Source organism: Paenibacillus sp. JSM ZJ436 (assembly GCF_044383795.1).
In the GTDB taxonomy this organism is placed as follows: Bacteria; Bacillota; Bacilli; order Paenibacillales; family Paenibacillaceae; genus Paenibacillus_AQ; species Paenibacillus_AQ algicola.
Genome location: NZ_JBISEO010000002.1, coordinates 230,936 through 250,140, shown reverse-complemented (window position 1 = coordinate 250,140; position 19,205 = coordinate 230,936). Strand labels below are relative to the sequence as shown.

8 protein-coding genes are annotated in these 19,205 nt (G+C 53.6%); 3 read left to right on the top strand and 5 right to left on the bottom strand.

The genetic code is table 11. The annotated features are described in order from the left end of the window. Positions 1 to 56: 56 nt before the first annotated feature. Positions 57 to 1,814, bottom strand: coding sequence for a sensor histidine kinase (locus ACH6EH_RS03455; protein WP_397331128.1), 1,758 nt, complete (start codon positions 1,812 to 1,814; stop codon positions 57 to 59). Between the two features lie 204 nt (positions 1,815 to 2,018). On the opposite strand from ACH6EH_RS03455, the gene ACH6EH_RS03450 reads away from it, so the two are divergent. The 3 genes from ACH6EH_RS03450 to ACH6EH_RS03440 all read left to right on the top strand — a co-directional run bounded on the left by ACH6EH_RS03450 (position 2,019) and on the right by ACH6EH_RS03440 (position 12,409). Continuing rightward, positions 2,019 to 3,287 carry a response regulator gene (locus tag ACH6EH_RS03450; protein WP_397331127.1) on the top strand — a complete coding sequence of 423 codons (1,269 nt, stop codon included), beginning with the start codon at positions 2,019 to 2,021 and terminating at the stop codon, positions 3,285 to 3,287. Between the two features lie 19 nt (positions 3,288 to 3,306). Next, a complete protein-coding gene (locus ACH6EH_RS03445; protein ID WP_397331126.1) occupies positions 3,307 to 4,599 on the top strand; it encodes an ABC transporter substrate-binding protein in 1,293 nt (430 codons plus the stop codon). A gap of 232 nt (positions 4,600 to 4,831) precedes the next feature. After that, the gene (locus ACH6EH_RS03440; RefSeq protein WP_397331125.1) at positions 4,832 to 12,409 is read left to right on the top strand and encodes a pullulanase; all 7,578 of its coding nucleotides are present in this window, start codon (positions 4,832 to 4,834) and stop codon (positions 12,407 to 12,409) included. 175 nt (positions 12,410 to 12,584) lie between these two features. Here ACH6EH_RS03440 and udk read toward each other — a convergent pair whose 3' ends face one another. The 4 genes from udk to ACH6EH_RS03420 form a co-directional block, all read right to left on the bottom strand. Continuing rightward, on the bottom strand, positions 12,585 to 13,217 hold the full coding sequence (udk, locus tag ACH6EH_RS03435) for a uridine kinase (RefSeq protein WP_397331124.1): 633 nt from the start codon (positions 13,215 to 13,217) through the stop codon (positions 12,585 to 12,587). 144 nt (positions 13,218 to 13,361) lie between these two features. Next, positions 13,362 to 14,219: a glycosyltransferase family protein gene (locus tag ACH6EH_RS03430; protein WP_397331123.1), complete on the bottom strand. Its 858-nt coding sequence runs from the start codon at positions 14,217 to 14,219 to the stop codon at positions 13,362 to 13,364. A 105-nt stretch (positions 14,220 to 14,324) separates the two neighbouring features. Next, complete coding sequence (locus ACH6EH_RS03425; RefSeq protein WP_397331122.1) at positions 14,325 to 17,477, bottom strand: DEAD/DEAH box helicase; 3,153 nt, start codon at positions 17,475 to 17,477, stop codon at positions 14,325 to 14,327. Beyond that, entirely contained in the window at positions 17,474 to 19,144 is a 1,671-nt protein-coding gene (locus ACH6EH_RS03420; protein WP_397331121.1) for an SWIM zinc finger family protein, read from the bottom strand. Before ACH6EH_RS03420 ends, ACH6EH_RS03425 begins: the two co-directional genes overlap by 4 nt. Between the last annotated feature and the right edge of the window lie 61 nt (positions 19,145 to 19,205).

Here is a 19,205-nt window from a genome sequence, read left to right as displayed (position 1 = left end):
TCCAGCGCAAGCCGCCGTGTGATGCTTCGGAGCTTGCGCTCGAGGGCTGCCTTCCTTCAGCGGATCTCCAGCGGCAGGGTGATGTCCACCCTCAGCCCGCCCAGCGAGCTGTCGCTTAACGAAATTCCGTATTCGGCGCCGTAATACAGACGAATGCGGTTTTGAAGGTTCGACAGGCCGATGCCTGTATGCAGATCGGGCGGGTCCGCATCATCCTCCGGCAGGGTAAGTGCCTGCAGCGATTGGTCGCTGTTCATGCCAATGCCGTTGTCCTCCACCGTCAGGTGCAGCAGTCCACCCTCTTGGAAGCCGGTAATCTGGATGATCCAATGCTCTTCCTCTGATGTCTCCAGCCCGTGCACGATCGCATTCTCAACCAGCGGCTGAAACAACAGGCGCATGATCAGGGCGCTGTACAGTGCAGCTGGAATATCCAGCCGGACAGAAAGCTTGTCGCCATAACGCAGCTGCTGTAAATACACATACCGGTTCAGCTGCCCGATGTCTTCCTCCAGCGTAACGAGCTCACTCCGGCCATCAATGCTGTATCGGAGCAAATGGCTCAGCGTAATGACCATTCGGGATTCCTCGGTCAGCTTCTTGCGGTGCAGTGTCCAGTAGATGGTGTTTAAGGTGTTGTATAAAAAGTGCGGGCGAAACTGCGCCTTCAACGCAACCAGCTGAGCCTGCCGCTCGCTGATCTGCCTCCGCGACAGGTCGAGGATCGTCTCATCCAGGTTGGCCAGCATCTGGTTGAAGCTTTGGAACAGGCCTTCCACCTCGCGGTTTCTCATTCGGGTTCGGATCGGCGTCAGGGAGCCGCGTTCGGTTTTGTTCAGCTTGATGGACAGCATGCGGATCGGCCGGGCGACCGACCAGGAGAAGAACACGGCCAGGGCCAGCGCGAACAGGCTGCCGAACAGGCCGATCAGCATAATGTTGCGTTGTACACGGTTCAGTCCGCCCACGATTTCCTCCGGCTTGACATAGGCAATTATATTCCAGCCACTATAGGCGGAAGTAATGGAGGTCCAGTATCGGCTGGTATTAGCAGAATACTGAATACCTGTATCACCGCCTGCTTCGCGGCGAAGGAAGTTCTCTGGCTTGCTGATGCCAATCTCTTCTTCATAGGTAGAGTACACAATATTACGGTATGAATCACGAATTTGTATTTTGTCGAAAGGACTATCCTGCTGGTTTTGAAACTGGTTGTCAATCGTTTCCAGAGGGAGGGCGATCAGCATTATGCCTAGACCATCGAGGCTCCCCCAGTTTCGAATCTGACGGATTCCGACCAGTGCCGGCTTTTTCTCCAGATGCCATACCATGTCGGAGAACCAATGGATTTTGCCTTCATTGTTTAAAGCCTGCTCGTACCAGTTGTACCCCTTAATATCTTCGATTTTCTTCCATAAAAAGTAGTAGGAGCTGGACGTGGAGAAGTAACGGTTATTGCTGCCCATAACCAGCACCAGCACATCACTGCCTACAAATCTCATTTTCTGATTCAGATGCTTCTCAATGTCAAATGTGCTGATTTCCTCACTATCCCCGGGAGCCTGCAAGGCCCGCTGAAGTACCGGATCAAAACCAATGTCAAGCGTCAAGGTATCAAATTCCTGTAAGAGAATATCCAGCTTCTGGTTCATTTGCTTCACCGATTCCGTGAGAAACCGGGACGTCTTGTCCAGCACAACCTCAGAACTGATGCGGTACGTAAAGTACCCGATGGTCGTTAACAAAAGCACCAGAATTAAAGAAAATCCCGTCAGCAGCTGGGCGAATATCGTTTGCTTGCGTTTACGTTTCATGTCGATCCCCCGGAATCTTCGGCCTAGACCTGTCATTGAAGAGCTATTTAATAGTATCCTAACTCATAACGGCAAGAACTTGAACGATTTATATTTACTCCGGTGCGGTGTGGTATAATTTTTTTTAGAAAAATATGATTTTTAATATTTCTCATCTCCAAGTTTTGGATCATAATTTAAAGAAAGAATTGTTTCATCACAGAGGTGATCATCATATTGAACATTCTGGTTGTCGATGACGAGCGGTTTGTGAGAGAAGCCTTGACGGAAGCAATCCGTGAGGCAAGCGTTGAATACCGGATTGCCGGAGAAGCGCAGCATGGAGAAGAAGCTTTTCGTATGATACAGGCACACCCTGTGGATCTGGTGATTACCGATGTGCGGATGCCGAGAATGGACGGGCTGGAGCTGTGCCGCAGGATTTATGAATTTAATCCTGACATCAGGATCGTGTTGCTGACCGGCTATGCAGATTTCTCTTACGCGCGTCAAGCGATGAAGTATCATGTTTCTGATTATTTGCTAAAGCCGTGCGACTCTGTGGAAATCTTAAATGTGATTGAAAAGCATGCGGAAGAGCACAAGCTGCAGAGATTTCAAAGACAGGTGGAGCAGTTAAGGCACTCCCACGTGCTGGAGAAGCACCTGAACGATTTGCTCTACGGCATACCAATTCCGTATTTCAACCAATCTATTTTGCCTGCCTATCAGTGTATTTATTTGCTGTGTATGGCGATGAAAGCCCCGATGTCGCACTCAATATGGAATGAGCAGCAGGCGCTGAATGCTGTCAAGAATATTTCCGAGGAATGGTTGGAGCCGCATGTTAAAGCGGTCGGCATCATGGAAGAGGATCATTTGGTAATCTATCTGTTCAACGAGAAAAAGAGGTCATTGTCTGAAATGGAAACTGTAGCTGATGAGTTGCATGCAGTGATCCGAAATAATCTGAAGCTGCTGGTACAGATCGGCATCTCAACGCCGGCCCAGCATCAAAGTGAAGTGCCGCGCCGTTACCGGGAGAGTTATCAGGCTATGCAGACTGCACTCCAGCACTCTGATAAGCACATTTATACTTACACGGAAGTTGGCCGCGAGGAGATGCCGGGCGAGGACGAAGTTTTGGATATGTCAGAGAAAGGAAAGCGCCGGGTGGTCGAGCATATGCTGCAGGTTATCGACGAACGGTATCCGGAAAATCTGTCTCTCCGGATGCTGGCTGATGAGGTGTACATGAACCCTACGTACCTGGGGAGGATATTTAAAGAGGATACCGGCCACAGTTTCAATTATTATTTGAATCTCGTTCGTGTGAGGCAGGCGAAGCGGCTGTTGGAGGACTTTAGAATCAGGGTATATGAGGTGTGCGATCAGGTGGGTTTCAAGGACCCGGCTTACTTCAGTCAAACGTTTAAAAAATATACCGGAATCACGCCTCAGGAATATCAAAATAGTCGACAGGCTGATTTGTAAAATGGAGAGGAGGAGCACCATGAACAAGAGACTCCATCGATTGATCGGATTGGTCTTGATGATAGCTTTGCTTCCGCTTCCCGGTTGCTCTAATGTTTCTAGGTCTGAAGAGAACAAGCCGGGGTCCATCAAAGAGATTACGTTGTGGCTGTTTCCGGGCTCGGGGCTGGAGCCGCTTATAGATATCTACGAGCAGGAGCATCCGGATATCCGAGTACATATCCATACCTCTTCATATCCGGAGCTATCCAACAAGCTGCAGACGACGCTCGCTTCCGGCAACGGAGTGCCTGATGTGGCGCTTGTCGAAATCAGCTTTATGGAACGGTTCAAGGAGTTGTCAGGGTCGTTTGAGAACCTGCTGAATTATGATGCAGGAGAGAGAGAAGGGGAGTTTCTTTCGTGGAAATGGCAGCAGGCCATAACGAAGGATGGACAGTTTCTGCTCGGTCTGCCGACGGATATTGGCCCGATCGCCATGGCCTACCGCAGGGATTTCTTTGAGCAGGCGGGGTTGCCGTCGGAGCCTTCAGAGGTGACGAAAAACATGTCCAGTTGGGAAGATTTTCTCGATACGGCCGATCAGCTGCAGCGTAAGACAGGAAAGCATATGATTGACAATCTCGATATGCTATACCGGGTTATCTTGGGACAGGCGGAGGAGCAGTATTATGACAAGGACAACGGGGAGCTTATTGTGCACCGTAATCCCGATGTTTACCGGGCCTGGTCGGCTGTCATGAAAGCTAAGGAAAAAGGGTTGTCGGCCAGCCTGCCGATGTTTTCTCCTGAATGGAGCAGAGGTCTGCAGCAAGGAGAGTTTGCGGTAGCCTTTGCTCCTTCCTGGATCATTGAGATATTGAAAAAAAACGCACCGGCTGCTGGAGGGAAATGGGATATGACCTTTATCCCACAGATTGCGGGCAATTACGGCGGCTCTTTCCTGACGCTTCCTAAGGGAGGGAGGCATCATCGTGAATCCTATGATCTGATCAACTGGCTGACCCAGGCGGAACAGCAGGTGCAGCTGTTTAAATCTAACGGGAATTTTCCTTCCATGCCGGAGTTGTTCTCAGATCCCGTCATTATGGAGCATACCGATCCTTTTTTTAATGATGCGCCGACAGGGCGAATTTACAGCCAAATTGCGGGTCAAATCAAGCCTACCTATGAGGGCTCCGACCAATTCCTGATTGCCAAAGTCATGTTTGATGTTCTCCAGAAGGTGGAGCAGGATGTCATCGGTACCGAAGAAGCCTGGGATATTGCCATGCAACGAATTGAGATTGAGTTGGAGCAGGAGCTGCCATAGGGTGTCCCTCTCAGGAGCGCTTCCTGAAAATTCTGATTGACGGGAAGCATCTCCAGCCGTAAAATAAATGCAAACGTTTACACACTTATTGATGTAAGCGCTTCTATGAATAATGTCACATCCTGTCGCTGCTGATCAAATCAAGGAAGGAGGATCATGCCATTTATGCAAACGTTTGCTCAAGTGAAGATGCAGGCGTGAGTTCACCCATCTATAAAGGAGGACTTGATCTATGTTATCGGCTGTTCAAAGCAAGAAATTATGCTCTATTATTCTGATTGTAACCATGCTCTGCTCTCTGATCGGCATCCCGCCGGTTCAGGCGGCCACGGACTCGCAGGCACTACAGGTGGTTGTCGTGGGCGATCTGCAATCCAAGCTGGGTGCAGCCTCAGACTGGAAGCCGGATGCTGCTGAAACCGCTATGACCCCAACGGGACCGGATGAATACCGGTTTACCGGGAAGCTTCCGGCTGGCGAGTATGAATATAAAGTGGCTGTCGGGGGCACATGGGATCAAAGCTACGGCAATGACCATTACACGTCTCCCGGCAAACAGAGTGATAATGGGAATATCAAGCTTTCCCTGTCACAGGAGACAGAGGTTACCTTTTACTATAATCATAAGACACACGCTGTTGCCGACTCCTCTTACTACATACCTCTAGAGCAAGATCACCTTCCGAGAGTCATTGGCAGCTTCCAAAATGGAATAGAGAACAGCCCGGCGCTCCTCATGAGTGATGATGGTCTGAATGGAATCTACTCCGTTACGGCCGATGTATATGCAGGGGATCATCAGTATCAGGTGGCGCTGGGTGATCCTGGCGCAGGCAGGCTGTATCCCGAGGATGGCACCCCGATGTCGCTGAACGTGGAGCGGGATGCAAAGGTCACCTTCACGTACGATGCAGACACTCATGAGATTGCTGAGGACATAAAGCTTGCACCCGTTCCGCAAGATCCGGGGCTTCCGGTTGCGGATGGACATTTACGTGTACATTATCAGCGCACAGATGCTAATTATGAAGGCTGGGCCTTGTGGATCTTTAACGACGTCGCCGAGCCCTCACAGAATTGGCCGAAAGGCGCTACACCGTTTCCTGAAGGACAACAGGATCATTACGGTGCCTTCGTGGATCTGCCGATTCAGCATGGAGCATCCAAGATTGGACTTGTCGTGATGAATCGTATGACTGAACAGAAAGACGGAGGAGACAAAGTGTTCAGCCTGATCACCCCGGAGATGAACGAGGTGTGGCTGAAGCAGGGCACAGACGAGGTGTATACGTACGAGCCGGTGGACCTGCCGGCAGACACCGTCCGGATTCACTATCAGCGTGAGGACCAGAACTACTCTGCATATGCCTTGTGGCTGTGGGGCGATGTCGCATCTCCTTCAACAAATTACCCGAACGGCGCTACCCGTTTCTTGCAAGAGCAGCTGGATGGGTATGGTGCCTACCTGGATGTTCCGTTGCAGCCGCAGGGAGCAAAGATTAATTTAATCGTTCTGGATCCCGCTGTGGGCGACAACGGGAAAGACGGGGGGGACAAATCCTTCAGCCTGGCTGACCGTTACCGTCATCTGTTTATTCGAGAAGGCGATAATACCGTCTATACGTCCCCGTACGGAGAAGTGCCGACCGGCCTGATCTCAGCGGAGGTACTGTCTCAAGGCAAGCTGCGCCTGAACTATACGATGACGGCAGGTTTGACGCCGGAATCCCTGAAGGAAGGCGTCCAGCTGAAAAGCGGCGATCAGAGCATTGGCATTACTGAAGCTGCTGTCACCGGTCCCCAGACCGTAGAGCTGACCGCTTCATTCACCATGGATCAGGTGCCGCTGCAGGTCACTTTTCTCGGGAAGACCGTCACCGCGAGCAAGGGCTGGAGATACCTCGATCAGGAATATGCGTATGATGGTAACGATCTCGGTGCTGTGTATGCTGACGGAGAAGCTGTACTGAAGCTGTGGGCGCCGACGGCGAGCAAGGTGACGGTCGATGTATACGGCAAGGATGACAGCACCACAGTGATCGGTACTAAGGAGCTGCAGCGTCAGGAACAGGGTGTCTGGTCTGTCCGCCTCGAGCGCGGCGATTTCGATATCGAAGATTTCAGAGGAACCTTTTATCAGTATGAGGTCACGCATGAGGGAGTGTCCAAGCGAGTGCTGGATCCATATGCCAAGTCCATGGCCGAGTTCCGGGTCGACACGACGGGCAAAGCGGGTCCGGATGGAGACATCGTGGGCAAGGCTGCGATTGTGGATCTGAGCGAAACGAATCCGGAAGGCTATGACTTTGCCCAAATTCCGGGCTATGAACAGCGGGAGGATGCGATCATCTGGGAGATTCATGTCCGCGACTTTACGTCAGATCCTTCCATTGAAGATGATTTGCACAACGCACAATGGGGCTCTTTCGAAGCGTTCAAGCATAAGCTGGACTACATCAAATCACTTGGCGTCACCCATGTGCAGCTGCTGCCGGTGATGGCCTGGTACTACGGCGATGAGTCCAAGATGAAGAATCGTGAGCTGAACTACTCTGCTGGAAACAACGAGTATAACTGGGGCTATGACCCGCACAGCTATTTCTCGCCGGACGGTGCATATTCGGTGAATCCACAGGATCCGGAGCTGAGAATCCGTGAGCTGAAAAATATGATTGATGCCATCCATGAGGCCGAGATGGGTGTAGTGCTGGATGTGGTGTATACCCATATGGCCAAGTCGGATTTCCTGAATGACATTGTGCCCGGATATTATGCTTTTCAGGATGTGAATGGTAAATTCCTTGGCGATTTTGGTAACAACCTGGCAACCAATCGCAAGATGGCAGAGAAGCTGATGGTGGATTCCGTCAAATACTGGTTTGAGGAATATAAAATTGACGGCATGCGCTGGGATATGATGGGCGATGCTACACAGGATGCGGTACAACGCGCTTATGACGCCGCAGCCGAAATCAATCCGGATGCCCTGTTCATTGGGGAGGGCTGGATTACATTTAAGGGTGCTCAGGCAGATCCTGCTCTTGCAGGACAAGGAGCCGATCAGAACTGGATGGACCGCACGGATGACGTCGGCGTATTCTCTGACGAGTTCCGGAATGCGCTGAAATCCGGCTACGGCAGTGAAGGAGAGCCTCGATTTATTACAGGGGGCAAGCAAAGTGTAGACATGATCTTTAACAATATCAAGGCGCAGCCGGGCAATATGAAAGAGGATGACCCGGGAGACGTCGTGCAGTATATTGAGGCGCACGACAATTTGCCGCTGTACGACATTATTGCCCAGGCGACCAAGAAGGATCCGGCAAATGCAGAGAATGATCTGGAAATTCACAAGCGGATTCGGCTGGGCAATCTGCTGATTCTGACCTCTCAAGGCACCGCCTTTCTGCATGCGGGACAGGAATATGGCCGTACGAAGCAGTGGCTGGGAGAGGGCGTGCCGCAGCAGAAATATCACGAACTGAAGGATCAGAGCGGCAAGACATTCGGTTATTTCGTACACGATTCCTACGATTCATCGGATGCAATTAATAAGTTTGATTGGGAGAAGGCGACGAATAAGGACGTATTCCCGGTTAATCACGTGACGAAGGAATATACCGCCGGCCTGATCCAGCTGCGCAAATCCAGCGACGCTTTCCGGCTCGGGGATCAGGAGCTCATTAACAGCCGCGTGTCGCTGCTGTCCATTCCGGAGATTGGGGCCCAGGACGTAGCCATTGGCTATACGACCAAGGCCACGGATGCTTCGGGACAATACTATGTGTTCGTCAATGGCGATAAAGTCTCACGGACAATGACGCTGTCCAAGGACCTGACCTCAGGCACGGTCATCGTGGACAACGACGAAGCCGGCACCGCTAAAGTAAAGCAAGCCTCGGGCTTTGATCTGGATTCAAGCTCCATTACACTGGAGCCTCTCACTGCCGTAGTGATCAAAACCGCCAGTGATCCCATTGCATTGACATCGGTGGCTGCAGATCAATCGAGCTACACTGTGGGAGTAGGCCAGACCCGCCAGGCGATCGTTCACGCGATCTATAACGATGAGAGCCGCAGAACCATTACGAAGCAGGCTGCCTATGTATCAAGCAATGCTGATGTCGCAAGTGTCAGTTCTTCAGGCCTGATTACCGGCCACCGAGCAGGTACTGCAGTCATCACGATCAGCTATCAGGGCAGTCAGCAGGAAGTCACGGTGAAGGTGACTAAAGTAACCGCCGGCAAGCGCTATGTTCAGATCAACTACATTCGGCCGGATGCCGACTATGAGGACTGGAATCTCTGGATATGGGACACTGGAGTCAAGAACGACCAGATTGATTTCGAAGTCTTTGAGAGTGGCATGGCCACAGTACTTGTGGAAGTAGCCGCGAACACGAGCAGTATCGGATTTGTACTTCGCAAGGGAACAGGCTGGGACGGCACCAAGCAGGACTACCCGGATGATCGTAACATTCCGCTTACGCCGGGCGAAGCCTTTACGAAGGTGTATATTACCAGCATGAAGAAGGAGCTTACTATAGTGCCAAGCCCTACAGGACCGTTGCTGGAGGGCGGAAATATTACGTTTGTCTATCGGGATGAGGCTAAATTCCGCGAGAACGCGATGGATACCATGGACAGTGTGTCTCTCAAGATCGGCAGCCGGGAAGAGGTCATGACGTACGATCCTGAGAAAGAATGGTTCAGCTATACGTGGCACAATGCCGTGCCCGGTACTCATGAATACAGCTTTCTTGTCACCACAGACGGAGAGACGGTGGAGGTCTCCGATCCGAAGAATACGCAAGACGGCAAATCTGTGGTGATCTATGTCAAGCCTGTGGTGAACGTGACCGGCTCTGTACAACGTGAAAGCATTTCTTATAAGGAACATGCCGTGCTGAAGGTGGCGGTATCTGTTTCAGAAGAAGAGGGTCCTGTCTCCTTCCAAGCCGGGTACCTGGATCTAAGTTCACTGGGGGGATCATCTCAAGTGAAGCTGGATTTGGAGCTGCTGGAGCAGAGCATCGCCGTAAAGGAAGGGATCCCGTCTGGGCGCAAGTCCATTGGCATTACGCTGATAGACCAGTATGGCAACTTCCATAAGGGGACGGCTGAAGTCACGGTAAAGTCAGCCGAAGCGGCCGCTAAAGCGGAGTTTGACTGGGATGAGGCGCGCATTTATTTTGTACTGACGGATCGCTTTATGGATGGTGATGCCTCTAATAATGAGAACGTAAACAAGGACCATCTGGAGGCATATCACGGCGGAGATTTCCGGGGGCTGATTGATAAGCTTGATTACATTCAGGAGCTCGGAGTCAACACGCTGTGGATCACACCTATTGTCGATAACATTGATTACAATGTCAAAGCAAACTCTAACGGCATTCAGTATGGATATCATGGATATTGGGCCAAGGATTTTACGAAGCTGGATGAGCATCTGGGTGATCTGGATACGTTCAAGGAGCTGATTGACAAAGCACATGACCGAGGCATCAAAATCATGGTGGATGTTGTGCTGAATCATACAGGCTATGGCTTGAAGCCAGGTGACACAGCCCCGGTGGCCCAGGACGACAAAGCCCGGTTTGAAGGGATGCTCCGGGATACTAAGCTGTCCACAACGGATGATCCGCTGCGGGGAGAATTGTCAGGACTGCCCGATCTGATCACGGAGGATCCGGACGTGCGCCGGCAAATCATTGACTGGCAGGCAGGCTGGCTGGAGCGTGCCCGGACGGACCGCGGAGACACAATTGACTATTTCCGTGTAGATACCGTGAAGCATGTGGAGGAAGCCACCTGGAAGGCGTTCAAGAACGCTCTTACAGCCATCGATCCGGAATTCAAACTGATCGGCGAATATTATGGCGGTACGCTGGATAATGATGGCGGAACGCTGCAAAGCGGACAGATGGACGGCCTGCTGGATTTCGGCTTTAAAGGACGAGCGCGTGATTTTGTGAATGGCCGTGTTGAAGACGTAGAGTCTTATCTGGCTGAGCGGGAAGCCAGGCTGGATAACACGCAGATGATGGGACAATTCCTGAGCAGCCATGATGAGAACGGCTTCCTGTCACACTACGTGAACGGAGACAAAGCGAAGCTGATGACTGCTGCAGCACTGCAGATTACATCGAAAGGGCAACCTGTCATTTATTACGGAGAGGAGCTCGGACGTTCCGGCAGTGCCTCAGGAGATCTCGACAAAGGCAATTTTAGCGAGAATCGTACGGATATGCCGTGGGATCAGGTGGAGAGCGAGAAGAAGCTGCTAGAGCATTACCGGAAGCTGCTGAAGATTCGTGCCGAGCATTCCGGGATTTTCTCGAAGGGTGTTCGGACCTCGATTGTCGCTTCAGATGACGAGAAGTATCTGGCATTTGACAAGGAGTATGAGAATAAGCATCTTGTCACTGCGCTTCATGTCGGAACACAGGAGCGGATGGTCAGCTTTAAAGTGCCATTCCCGGCGGGAAGCATGGCTGCTGATCTGTACAGCGGAAAGCAGTATAAAGTGAAGTCGGATCAGACGGTGAGTGTTCTTCTTCCGGCTATGGCAGATGGCGGCACTGTGATTTTGGCAAGCGCAGCAGAAAGCGGTAACGGCAATGGCAATGGTAACGGCAATGGCAATGGCGGAAGCGGGCCAGCTCCAGGAAGCGGAGCGCCAGTGAGTACGCCAGCTAAGGGCACTGTTCAGATCAGTGAGGCTTTATTGAACAATCCACAGGCCCCGGTATCGGTTAAGCTGGGCGCTGGGGATCAAGAGCTGCTGCTTCCCATCGGAGCTGGGGATCTTCTGAACGGACAGTCGGTGGAAGTGAGTAAGAATGGCATCAAGATCACCTTGCCTTCGGCTTTGCTGCAGGCATTGCAGAAGCTGGTGTCTGCCGAGCAGCAGAAGGCATCCACAATTTCGCTGCTTGTGCAAGAAGCGCCGCTTGCGGATGCGAAGGCTCTGGTACTTGAAGCCGAGCGTCAAACTCCGGGGGTTAACCTCAAGCCGGGCAGCGTGATGTATGACCTGCATCTGAGTGTCAAGGCTGCAGGAGGGGCGGAATGGAAGCTGGAGCAGTTTGAGTCGCCGGTCACACTGACCTTCGATCTGCTTCCGGGAATCAACGCCAGCTGGGCAGGAGTATACCATCTGCAGGATGACGGAAGCATCACATATGCCGGAGGCCGCTTGAAGGATGGACAGATTGAGGCAGAGGCAGGACATTTCAGCAAGTATGCTGTGCTGGAGTACGAGAAGATTTTCACCGATCTGAACGGACATTGGGCGCAGAATGCGGTGAAGGAGCTGGCCGCGAAGCATATTGTACAAGGAACGAGTGCCAAAGCCTTCAGTCCGGCACAGAAGCTGACCCGGGCACAATTCGCCGCCATGCTTGTGCGGGCGCTGGGATTGGAGCCTGTGAATACAGCAGGCAGCACCTTTAAGGATGTGTCCCGTGATGCGTGGTATGCCGCAGACCTTCAGACCGCTTATCAGCATGGACTCGTCAGCGGCAAGGGCGGTAACGTCTTCGCACCGAATGACAGCATTACCCGGGAGGAAATGGCGGTTATGCTGGTAAGAGCTTATACGCTCCAGCATGAAGCTCCGGCAGCAGAGAATTCTGGCATGAAGGATCAGGAGCATATTTCACACTGGGCTGAGAAACAGGTCAACCAGGCGGCATTCCTCGGTCTTATGCAGGGCCACCCTGGCGGTGCATTTGAGCCGAAGGGCTGGACGACCCGGGCCCAGAGCGCGCAAGCTGTGTTGAATCTGCTGAAGGCGCTGGAGTAATCGCATCGCGGTTCCTTCTCCATCTCAAGCAGGGTCCGTGTTGATTGCGGGTCTGCCTGCAATGCAACTGAAGAGGCGGCTGACAGGCTGATTGCCATGAAAAAGAATACAACAAGAAAGGCTGGCGCACTTTGGCGCCAGCCTTTCTTGTGTGGGGTGAGCGAAAATGGCTGCTCTAGCTGCCCCAGGTGCGTTCACCGCTTAAATATTTCTCGGTCAGAATCGACAGCAGCTGAATGCCGACCTCATTCTCTCCGCCTTCGGGGATAATAATGTCAGCGTACTTCTTTGAGGGCTCGATAAAGGCCTCGTGCATGGGCTTGACCGTGCTCAGATATTGATCATAAATCGACTGGATGGTGCGGCCGCGATCCTCGATATCGCGCACCACCCGGCGCAGAATCCGTACATCCGGATCCGTATCCACGAATACCTTGATGTCCAGCAGCGGGCGCAGATTCTCATCCGACAGCACATGCAGGCCTTCAAGGATCGTGATATGACCGGGTGTAAGCTCTACCGTCTTCTGCTTGGAGCGGGCATGGGTAGTAAAGTCATACACCGGGGCTTCTGCACGCTGACCCGATTTCAGCAGCTGGAGATGCTCTACCAGCAGCTCGGTGTCAAAAGCAAACGGGTGATCATAATTGATGCTCTCCCGCTCCTCCAGACTGAGGTGGGGGTTGTCCTTATAATAATTATCCTGAGATATAAATGTCACTTTACCGGGTCCCAGACGATCAATAACCGAGCGGGCCACCGTTGTTTTGCCAGAGCCGGTGCCGCCGGCGATTCCAATAATGAGCATGGTGTTTCCCTAAACCTCCCTAAGGTGTTCGTGCGTTGCAATTTCAGTATTGTACCACAGCAGCGGCCGTATTTCACCTTGCGAAGCACTGGAACCTTCAGGGATGGTGAATGAGCTGCGGGCCTTAAGCGATGTACGGCTCTATCATTCGAAGCGATCAATGACAAACATTCGGTCAGCCTCCGCCTGCAGGACAAGTGAAAGCAGAAATTGCTGCATTAATTCAAAAACGGGAGAAGGAGGGCCCATAGCATCATGCACATACCTGAAGTTTAAATCCCGGAGCATCGCAAGCTTCTCTTCCAGACAGGACGTCATAAAAAAAGCGCTCATCCGCTGCAGCTCCGCCTCATCCTCCGGACACCCGTCCCTAAAGGGATAGCGTCCAGCAGAGGCAGCAGAGCTGCCTACGATTCCCAATCCGTCGGAAGTGTCAATCGCGCAATTTTGCTGCCTTTCCAGCAGGATCTCCTGGAAATAGGGGAGGACTGGCCGGGGGGCTGCTCCAAAATGCTGCTTCAGTGCTTCCTGGATGACCTGATGGTGTTCTTGAAGCCACAGCGGAGTATCGTCAGCCCAGGCTTCTTCCTCCCATGGGGGCTGGTTCAGACCTTTGTACGCCCACCAGCGTTCCAGGGTTTCTACGTGATGAACGGATACAATCAGATCCAGAAACTCCTGAAGGTTTCGTGCCATCAAGCGGATAGGAGGATCGTCTGTAGGAGTGACACAGACAATGCTGGCTTCCTCCAGCTGGGAGATCCTCCCGAATTCGGTTAAAAAACCGAAGTGAATGCCATCCCCCCCAGTGCTGGCAAAAGGAATAAGGTCCGGCGGTGTAATAGAATAAGCAAAATAGCTATCCTCCATGCGAAAGCCAATCATGCTCATGTCGATACCTTGTGCTGCAAGTGAATGACTCAGCTGGAACAGGCGTTGAATCATATCGGGAATCTCGTAGCTGCCATAGGCCTGAATCAGCGAGGGCTTCATAAAAGACATTAATGAATCTCCTCCTGGCTCAAATTTACGATTTTCATAAATTTCACAGGCCGCGTATCGCGGTGTTCTATGCCTAAAGCCCGGCAGGGCATTGCTCTTTCCGGCTTACGCCCAGTCTCGTTTTAAGGTAAACAAATCCTTCAGCTCTTCCGTGGACAGCTCCGTAATCCAGCCCTCACTTGAAGTAATAATGTTGTCGCTCAGCTGCTGCTTGCTCTCCAGCATCTCATCAATCCGTTCCTCCAGCGTGCCCAGGGCAATAAATTTATGCACCTGTACATCCTTGGTTTGGCCCATTCGATAGGCGCGGTCGGTCGCCTGATTCTCAACTGCCGGGTTCCACCAGCGGTCGTAGTGAAATACATGGTTCGCAGCCGTCAGATTTAGGCCGACGCCGCCGGCCTTCAGCGATAGAATAAACACACCGGGCTGCTGCTCTGCCGGCAGGACCTGCGACTGGAACTGCTCGATCATTTTGTCCCGGGCGGTCTTGGTCGTGCTGCCATTCAGATACAGCACCGGCTCGCCGAGCTCTTGGCGCAGCACCTGCTGCAGCATCTCGCCCATGCCGATGTATTGCGTGAAGATGAGACAGCGCTCGCCCTCTTCCCGCAGCTCTTTGACGAGCGCGATCAGGCGCTCCAGCTTGGCTGAGCGGCTGATGATGCTCTCCGTATCCAGCTGCGGCGTGGAGGATGAGGCCTTGGAGCCTCGCCTGCCTGTTGCGGCTTCCCCTGCAGGGTCACCCTCCAGAGCGCTTTGCTCTGCCAAACCTGCCGGCTGCAGCTGACGAGAGGACAACCCTTCGGCGGATTCCTTCTCCTTCAGCGGCAGCGCCTCGCGGCTGATCAGGAGCGGATGATCGCACAGCTGCTTCAGCCGGGTCAAGGTGGATAGAATGGCGCCTTTGCGCTCAATGCCTTCCAGCTTGTTCATCTGCTCCAGCAGCTGATTGACCGTCTGATCGTACAAGACGCCCTGCTCCTGGGTCAGATGAATGTAGGTTTTCATCTCGTTTTTATCCGGCAGGTCTAGCTGGATATGGGGGTCTTTTTTCTTGCGTCGCAGCATGAATGGCTTGACGAGCTTTTGCAGATCAGCGGTTTTCTCTTCGCTCTGCCCCTTCTCAATAGCCTGAATAAAGCGCTGCGTGAACGCCCGTAATCCGCCCAAATAGCCGGGATTAATAAAATCATAGATGGACCACAGCTCCGCCAGCTTGTTCTCGATCGGCGTTCCGGTCAGGGCAATGCGATGCCTTGCCGGAAAGCTCCGTACCGCTGTGGACTGCTTCGTCTGCGCATTTTTAATATTTTGCGCTTCGTCCAGGCAGATGGAATCCCACTTCATGCCCTGCAGCAGCTCCTGATCCAGCGCTGCGGTCGCATAGGAGGTCAGGACAAGGTCCGCCTCCATCGCTTCGGCCAGGAATTCCTCGCTGCTGTACCGCTTGCTGCCATAATGGAGCATGACGCGAATGGATGGCCCAAAGCGGCTCAGCTCCTTCTGCCAGTTTCCAAGCACCGAGGTGGGGCAGATCAGCAGGGAAGGCGTGCGAGCAGGCCGGCCTTGGTCGCCGGCGCCTGCGTCGTGGTCTTTGTCTGAAGCAGCTTCCATCCTATTTCCATCCTGCATGCGGGCTTCTTCTATCGCAGCTTCCTTCATATGCAGGAGGTAGGTAATGTATTGAATGGTTTTGCCAAGGCCCATATCGTCTGCCAGACAAGCCCCGAGACCGAACCGGCGCAGGAAGGCGAGCCAGGAATATCCCTCATGCTGGTAATGCCGCAGCTCTGCCCTAAGGCCGGCCGGCACAGGCATTTGCGGCCATTCGCTCTGGCCTCCAAGCTGGGAGATAAGGTGCAGCAGATGCTCGTTGAGCTCTACCTCCAGCCGGATGCGCTCCGGCGATTTGTCCTCGCTGTCCTCGGAAGAGCTCTCATCCTCATCCGCCTGTCCGCTCTCCAGAAGATGCAGGTGCAAAATATCCTGAAAGGACAGTCCCTCCGAAGGGTCCACACCTGCCATCGCCTGGCGGATTTGGGCAATAAGCGCCGGGTCGAGCGCAATCCACTGGCCCCGGAATTTCACGAGCCGCTGGTTCTGTGCAACCAGCTGTGCAAACTCGGCTTCGCTCAGATCGGCATTGCCGATTGCAATCCGCCAATCGAAATTGACGAGCGAATCCAGGCCGAACAGGGAGCTGCCTTGACCGCGTTCCTGGCCTTCGCCCGAGCGTAATTTCGCGCGCAGCCGCGGCCGCTTGCGGCTGGCCGCCTCCCACCATGCCGGCAGCAGCACCTGCCAGCCGGTTTGCAGCAAACGCTGGCTTTCAGCGCTCAGAAAGCGCCAGGCCTCCTCGCCGGTAAGCGGCTCGCCGAACAGATCGTCACCGCCGGACAGCATTCCGTCCGGCAGTGCGCCGCGCAGCCGTTCCAGCCATCCCGCTGCACGCTCCGTCACAAACGGCGTCCAGCTCTCGGGCCAGCTACCGGAGGCCGCTCCATCGCCGGAGAGCGTGATCGGCATGAGGCTGGAGTGATCCTCCTTGTCCTGCAGCACCAGCGTCAGGCGCCAGTGAGTCTCTTCCTCCTCCGGCTCCAGCAGCTGCAGCAGGGGACGAAACGGCGCGGTATCGGCTTTCCAGCCGATGGACAGCAGCCAGGCCTCGGCGTCCATACCGGCGGCGGCGGAGCGATCCGCAGCGAACAGGAGCGGATATTCCCGCCGCAGGTCAGCTGCCGCCGCCTCCGTGCCGTAGCTCTGCTGGAACACCGCTGCTGTGAAGGCAGACCGGATTCCTGCACTGAACAGGGGGTCCTCCTGCAGTTGAGCCACCACCGAACGGCTGGACGGCTCCAGCTGCCGGGATTCCCACAGCCATTGCAGCCGGCCTTCTCGGTAGGCTTCAAATTCAGGCACGAATTTCCGGCTGCGGACAAGCTCCATCAGAGCGGGGGCTGCTTCAATAAAGGGCAGGCTCTCCTCGCCCCATTTCCATGATATGTGAGAGAGCAGGGGCAGCTTCGCAAAGTAGGGCAGCACCTGCTCGGCAGGCAGGACGACGAGCTCCACCTCCTGAAGCTTCTGCACCTCCAGGGCGGTGCCATAAAAAGATTCCTCGTGCCAAGCGAACAGCCGCTGCTTCAGGTAGAGGCCGGGCACGTAAGCACCGGAGTCCAGGGAACCGTAGATCAGCGCATCGCCGTAGGCGCTTAGCGTAATTTGTACATGGATAGTCAGGGCAGATCCGATCATGATAACAGCTTTCCTCTCCGCATTTCTTCATGCAGGGCACGAAGTCTGCTGTGACGTTCGATAAATGCATCCAGAAACAGCTCCCAGCGCTCCGGCTGCTTCAGCTTCTTGTACAGCTTGGCCAGCCGTTTCAGCAGCTTGACTGCTGATTTGTAGCTGCTGCGGTTCTTCTGCAGCACATAGCGCTCCACGGCCTGATGATAGAAGGGGAGGAGCAGCTCCGGCTCTTCTTTTTCAATGGGTGCCAGCACACTGACACGATAATCCAGCGGCTCGCGCTCGGTGCTCAGCTGCAGATCGATCCAGCGGCGCCACTGTCCGCGGCTCCACAGGGCATCGTCGTAGATGACTTTGGAGAACGGAAGCATCGCGGTGAGTGTGTCCCACATCTGGGCCTCTGCTTGAGGAACCCATTCTAAAGCCTGCTCCCAGAAGCTCATATACTGGCTCATGTATGGATTATTGTAATGGGCAAACAGCGGCCCCGTTTCTACCAGCCAGCGAACAAGCCGGTGCCCGTCTTTATTTTGCTCCACGGCATCCAGAAATTGAAACAGATCATAAGGATGGATGTGCATGACTTCATCGGCGCCGTACAGCTTGTCCCAGCAAGCCTCGTCCTGCTTCAAATAAAAGTGCATCAGGGCAGATGCCATCAGGCTGATAGAGCTCGAAGCCGGGGGCTGCTTCTCGTTAGCGGCCGTCTCCAGCTGCTGCAGCTCCCGCTCATAAAAGGCGGCATTGAAGCTGTAGGGTGCAATTCCTCGGGCCCAAAGCAGACTGTACACCTGATAGTAGGTTGGGCTTTTGGGTGCACCGGAGAGCATCTTGTCACGCAAAAAATCAATCGTACCCTGCAGCAGCAAGGTCTCGCGTTCCTTCATTTCCTGAATGCGAAAGCTCCATTTGCCGGAGTCCAGCTGGTTCGTCATGCTATTCAGCAGCTGCTCTGCTGCCATTTGCACATGGTAGCCCATGAACAGGGTCGCACCATTGCTGTTCTTGGACTGTCCAATCAGCTGACCCAGAATAAACAGGCTCGCGTTGAAATCATACAGCGTAGTAAAGGACGCCATGCTCAGCTTTGCGCCTGCTGGCTTGAGCTGCTGAATGGCATCCATCGCGCTGCGGGAGTACATCGAATGCGTCACAGCGACACCCGGCAGCAGCGAGGCTTGGCGGAAAAATTCATGCCACTCCGCAATGGAAAGCTCCCCTAACCGCGGAGCGGTTTGAAGCAGCTTCTGGAGCTGAGGCTTACCGTGATCAAGCTCGTCCTGGGGAGTGCCTGTGCCGCGTGCTGCTGAAGTCACTTTGCTGCGGCGTGACAGCAGCGGGGCGGAGTGGGCGTTCACGAGCGCCGTGATCGACCGTCCCTGCCGGGAAGCGGCCTCCAGCAAGGCCGCAGCGAGATGCTTGCAGCGTGTTTCGACCGGACAGCTGCATATGCTGCGCTGAAGATCGGCAGGATACAGGCGTACATAATACGGCTCGGTGCCGGATACACCGGCGCTGATGTCTCCGGAATCCGTGATCTCCAGGTCGCGTACACGCTGCTGCTTATAGTACTGGAATCCGCGCTTCAGCATAATTTCATTAAAATATTGTGCAGTATCTTCAATCAGCTCCTGCCATTCCAGATCATCCAGCGGCTGGGCAAGATTCATCCTATTCATCTCCTATAAAGCTGCAAAGTTTCTGGCTCTAATCTAACATATCCCGGGTTGC

What these genes read in the sequence shown, in the direction of transcription:
- ACH6EH_RS03455 (WP_397331128.1), bottom strand. Translation starts at nt 1,814, where the DNA reads ATGAAACGTAAACGCAAGCAAACGATATTCGCCCAGCTGCTGACGGGA.
- ACH6EH_RS03425 (WP_397331122.1), bottom strand. Translation starts at nt 17,477, where the DNA reads ATGATCGGATCTGCCCTGACTATCCATGTACAAATTACGCTAAGCGCC.
- ACH6EH_RS03420 (WP_397331121.1), bottom strand. Translation starts at nt 19,144, where the DNA reads ATGAATCTTGCCCAGCCGCTGGATGATCTGGAATGGCAGGAGCTGATT.
- ACH6EH_RS03445 (WP_397331126.1), top strand. Translation starts at nt 3,307, where the DNA reads ATGAACAAGAGACTCCATCGATTGATCGGATTGGTCTTGATGATAGCT.
- udk (WP_397331124.1), bottom strand. Translation starts at nt 13,217, where the DNA reads ATGCTCATTATTGGAATCGCCGGCGGCACCGGCTCTGGCAAAACAACG.
- ACH6EH_RS03440 (WP_397331125.1), top strand. Translation starts at nt 4,832, where the DNA reads ATGTTATCGGCTGTTCAAAGCAAGAAATTATGCTCTATTATTCTGATT.
- ACH6EH_RS03430 (WP_397331123.1), bottom strand. Translation starts at nt 14,219, where the DNA reads ATGTCTTTTATGAAGCCCTCGCTGATTCAGGCCTATGGCAGCTACGAG.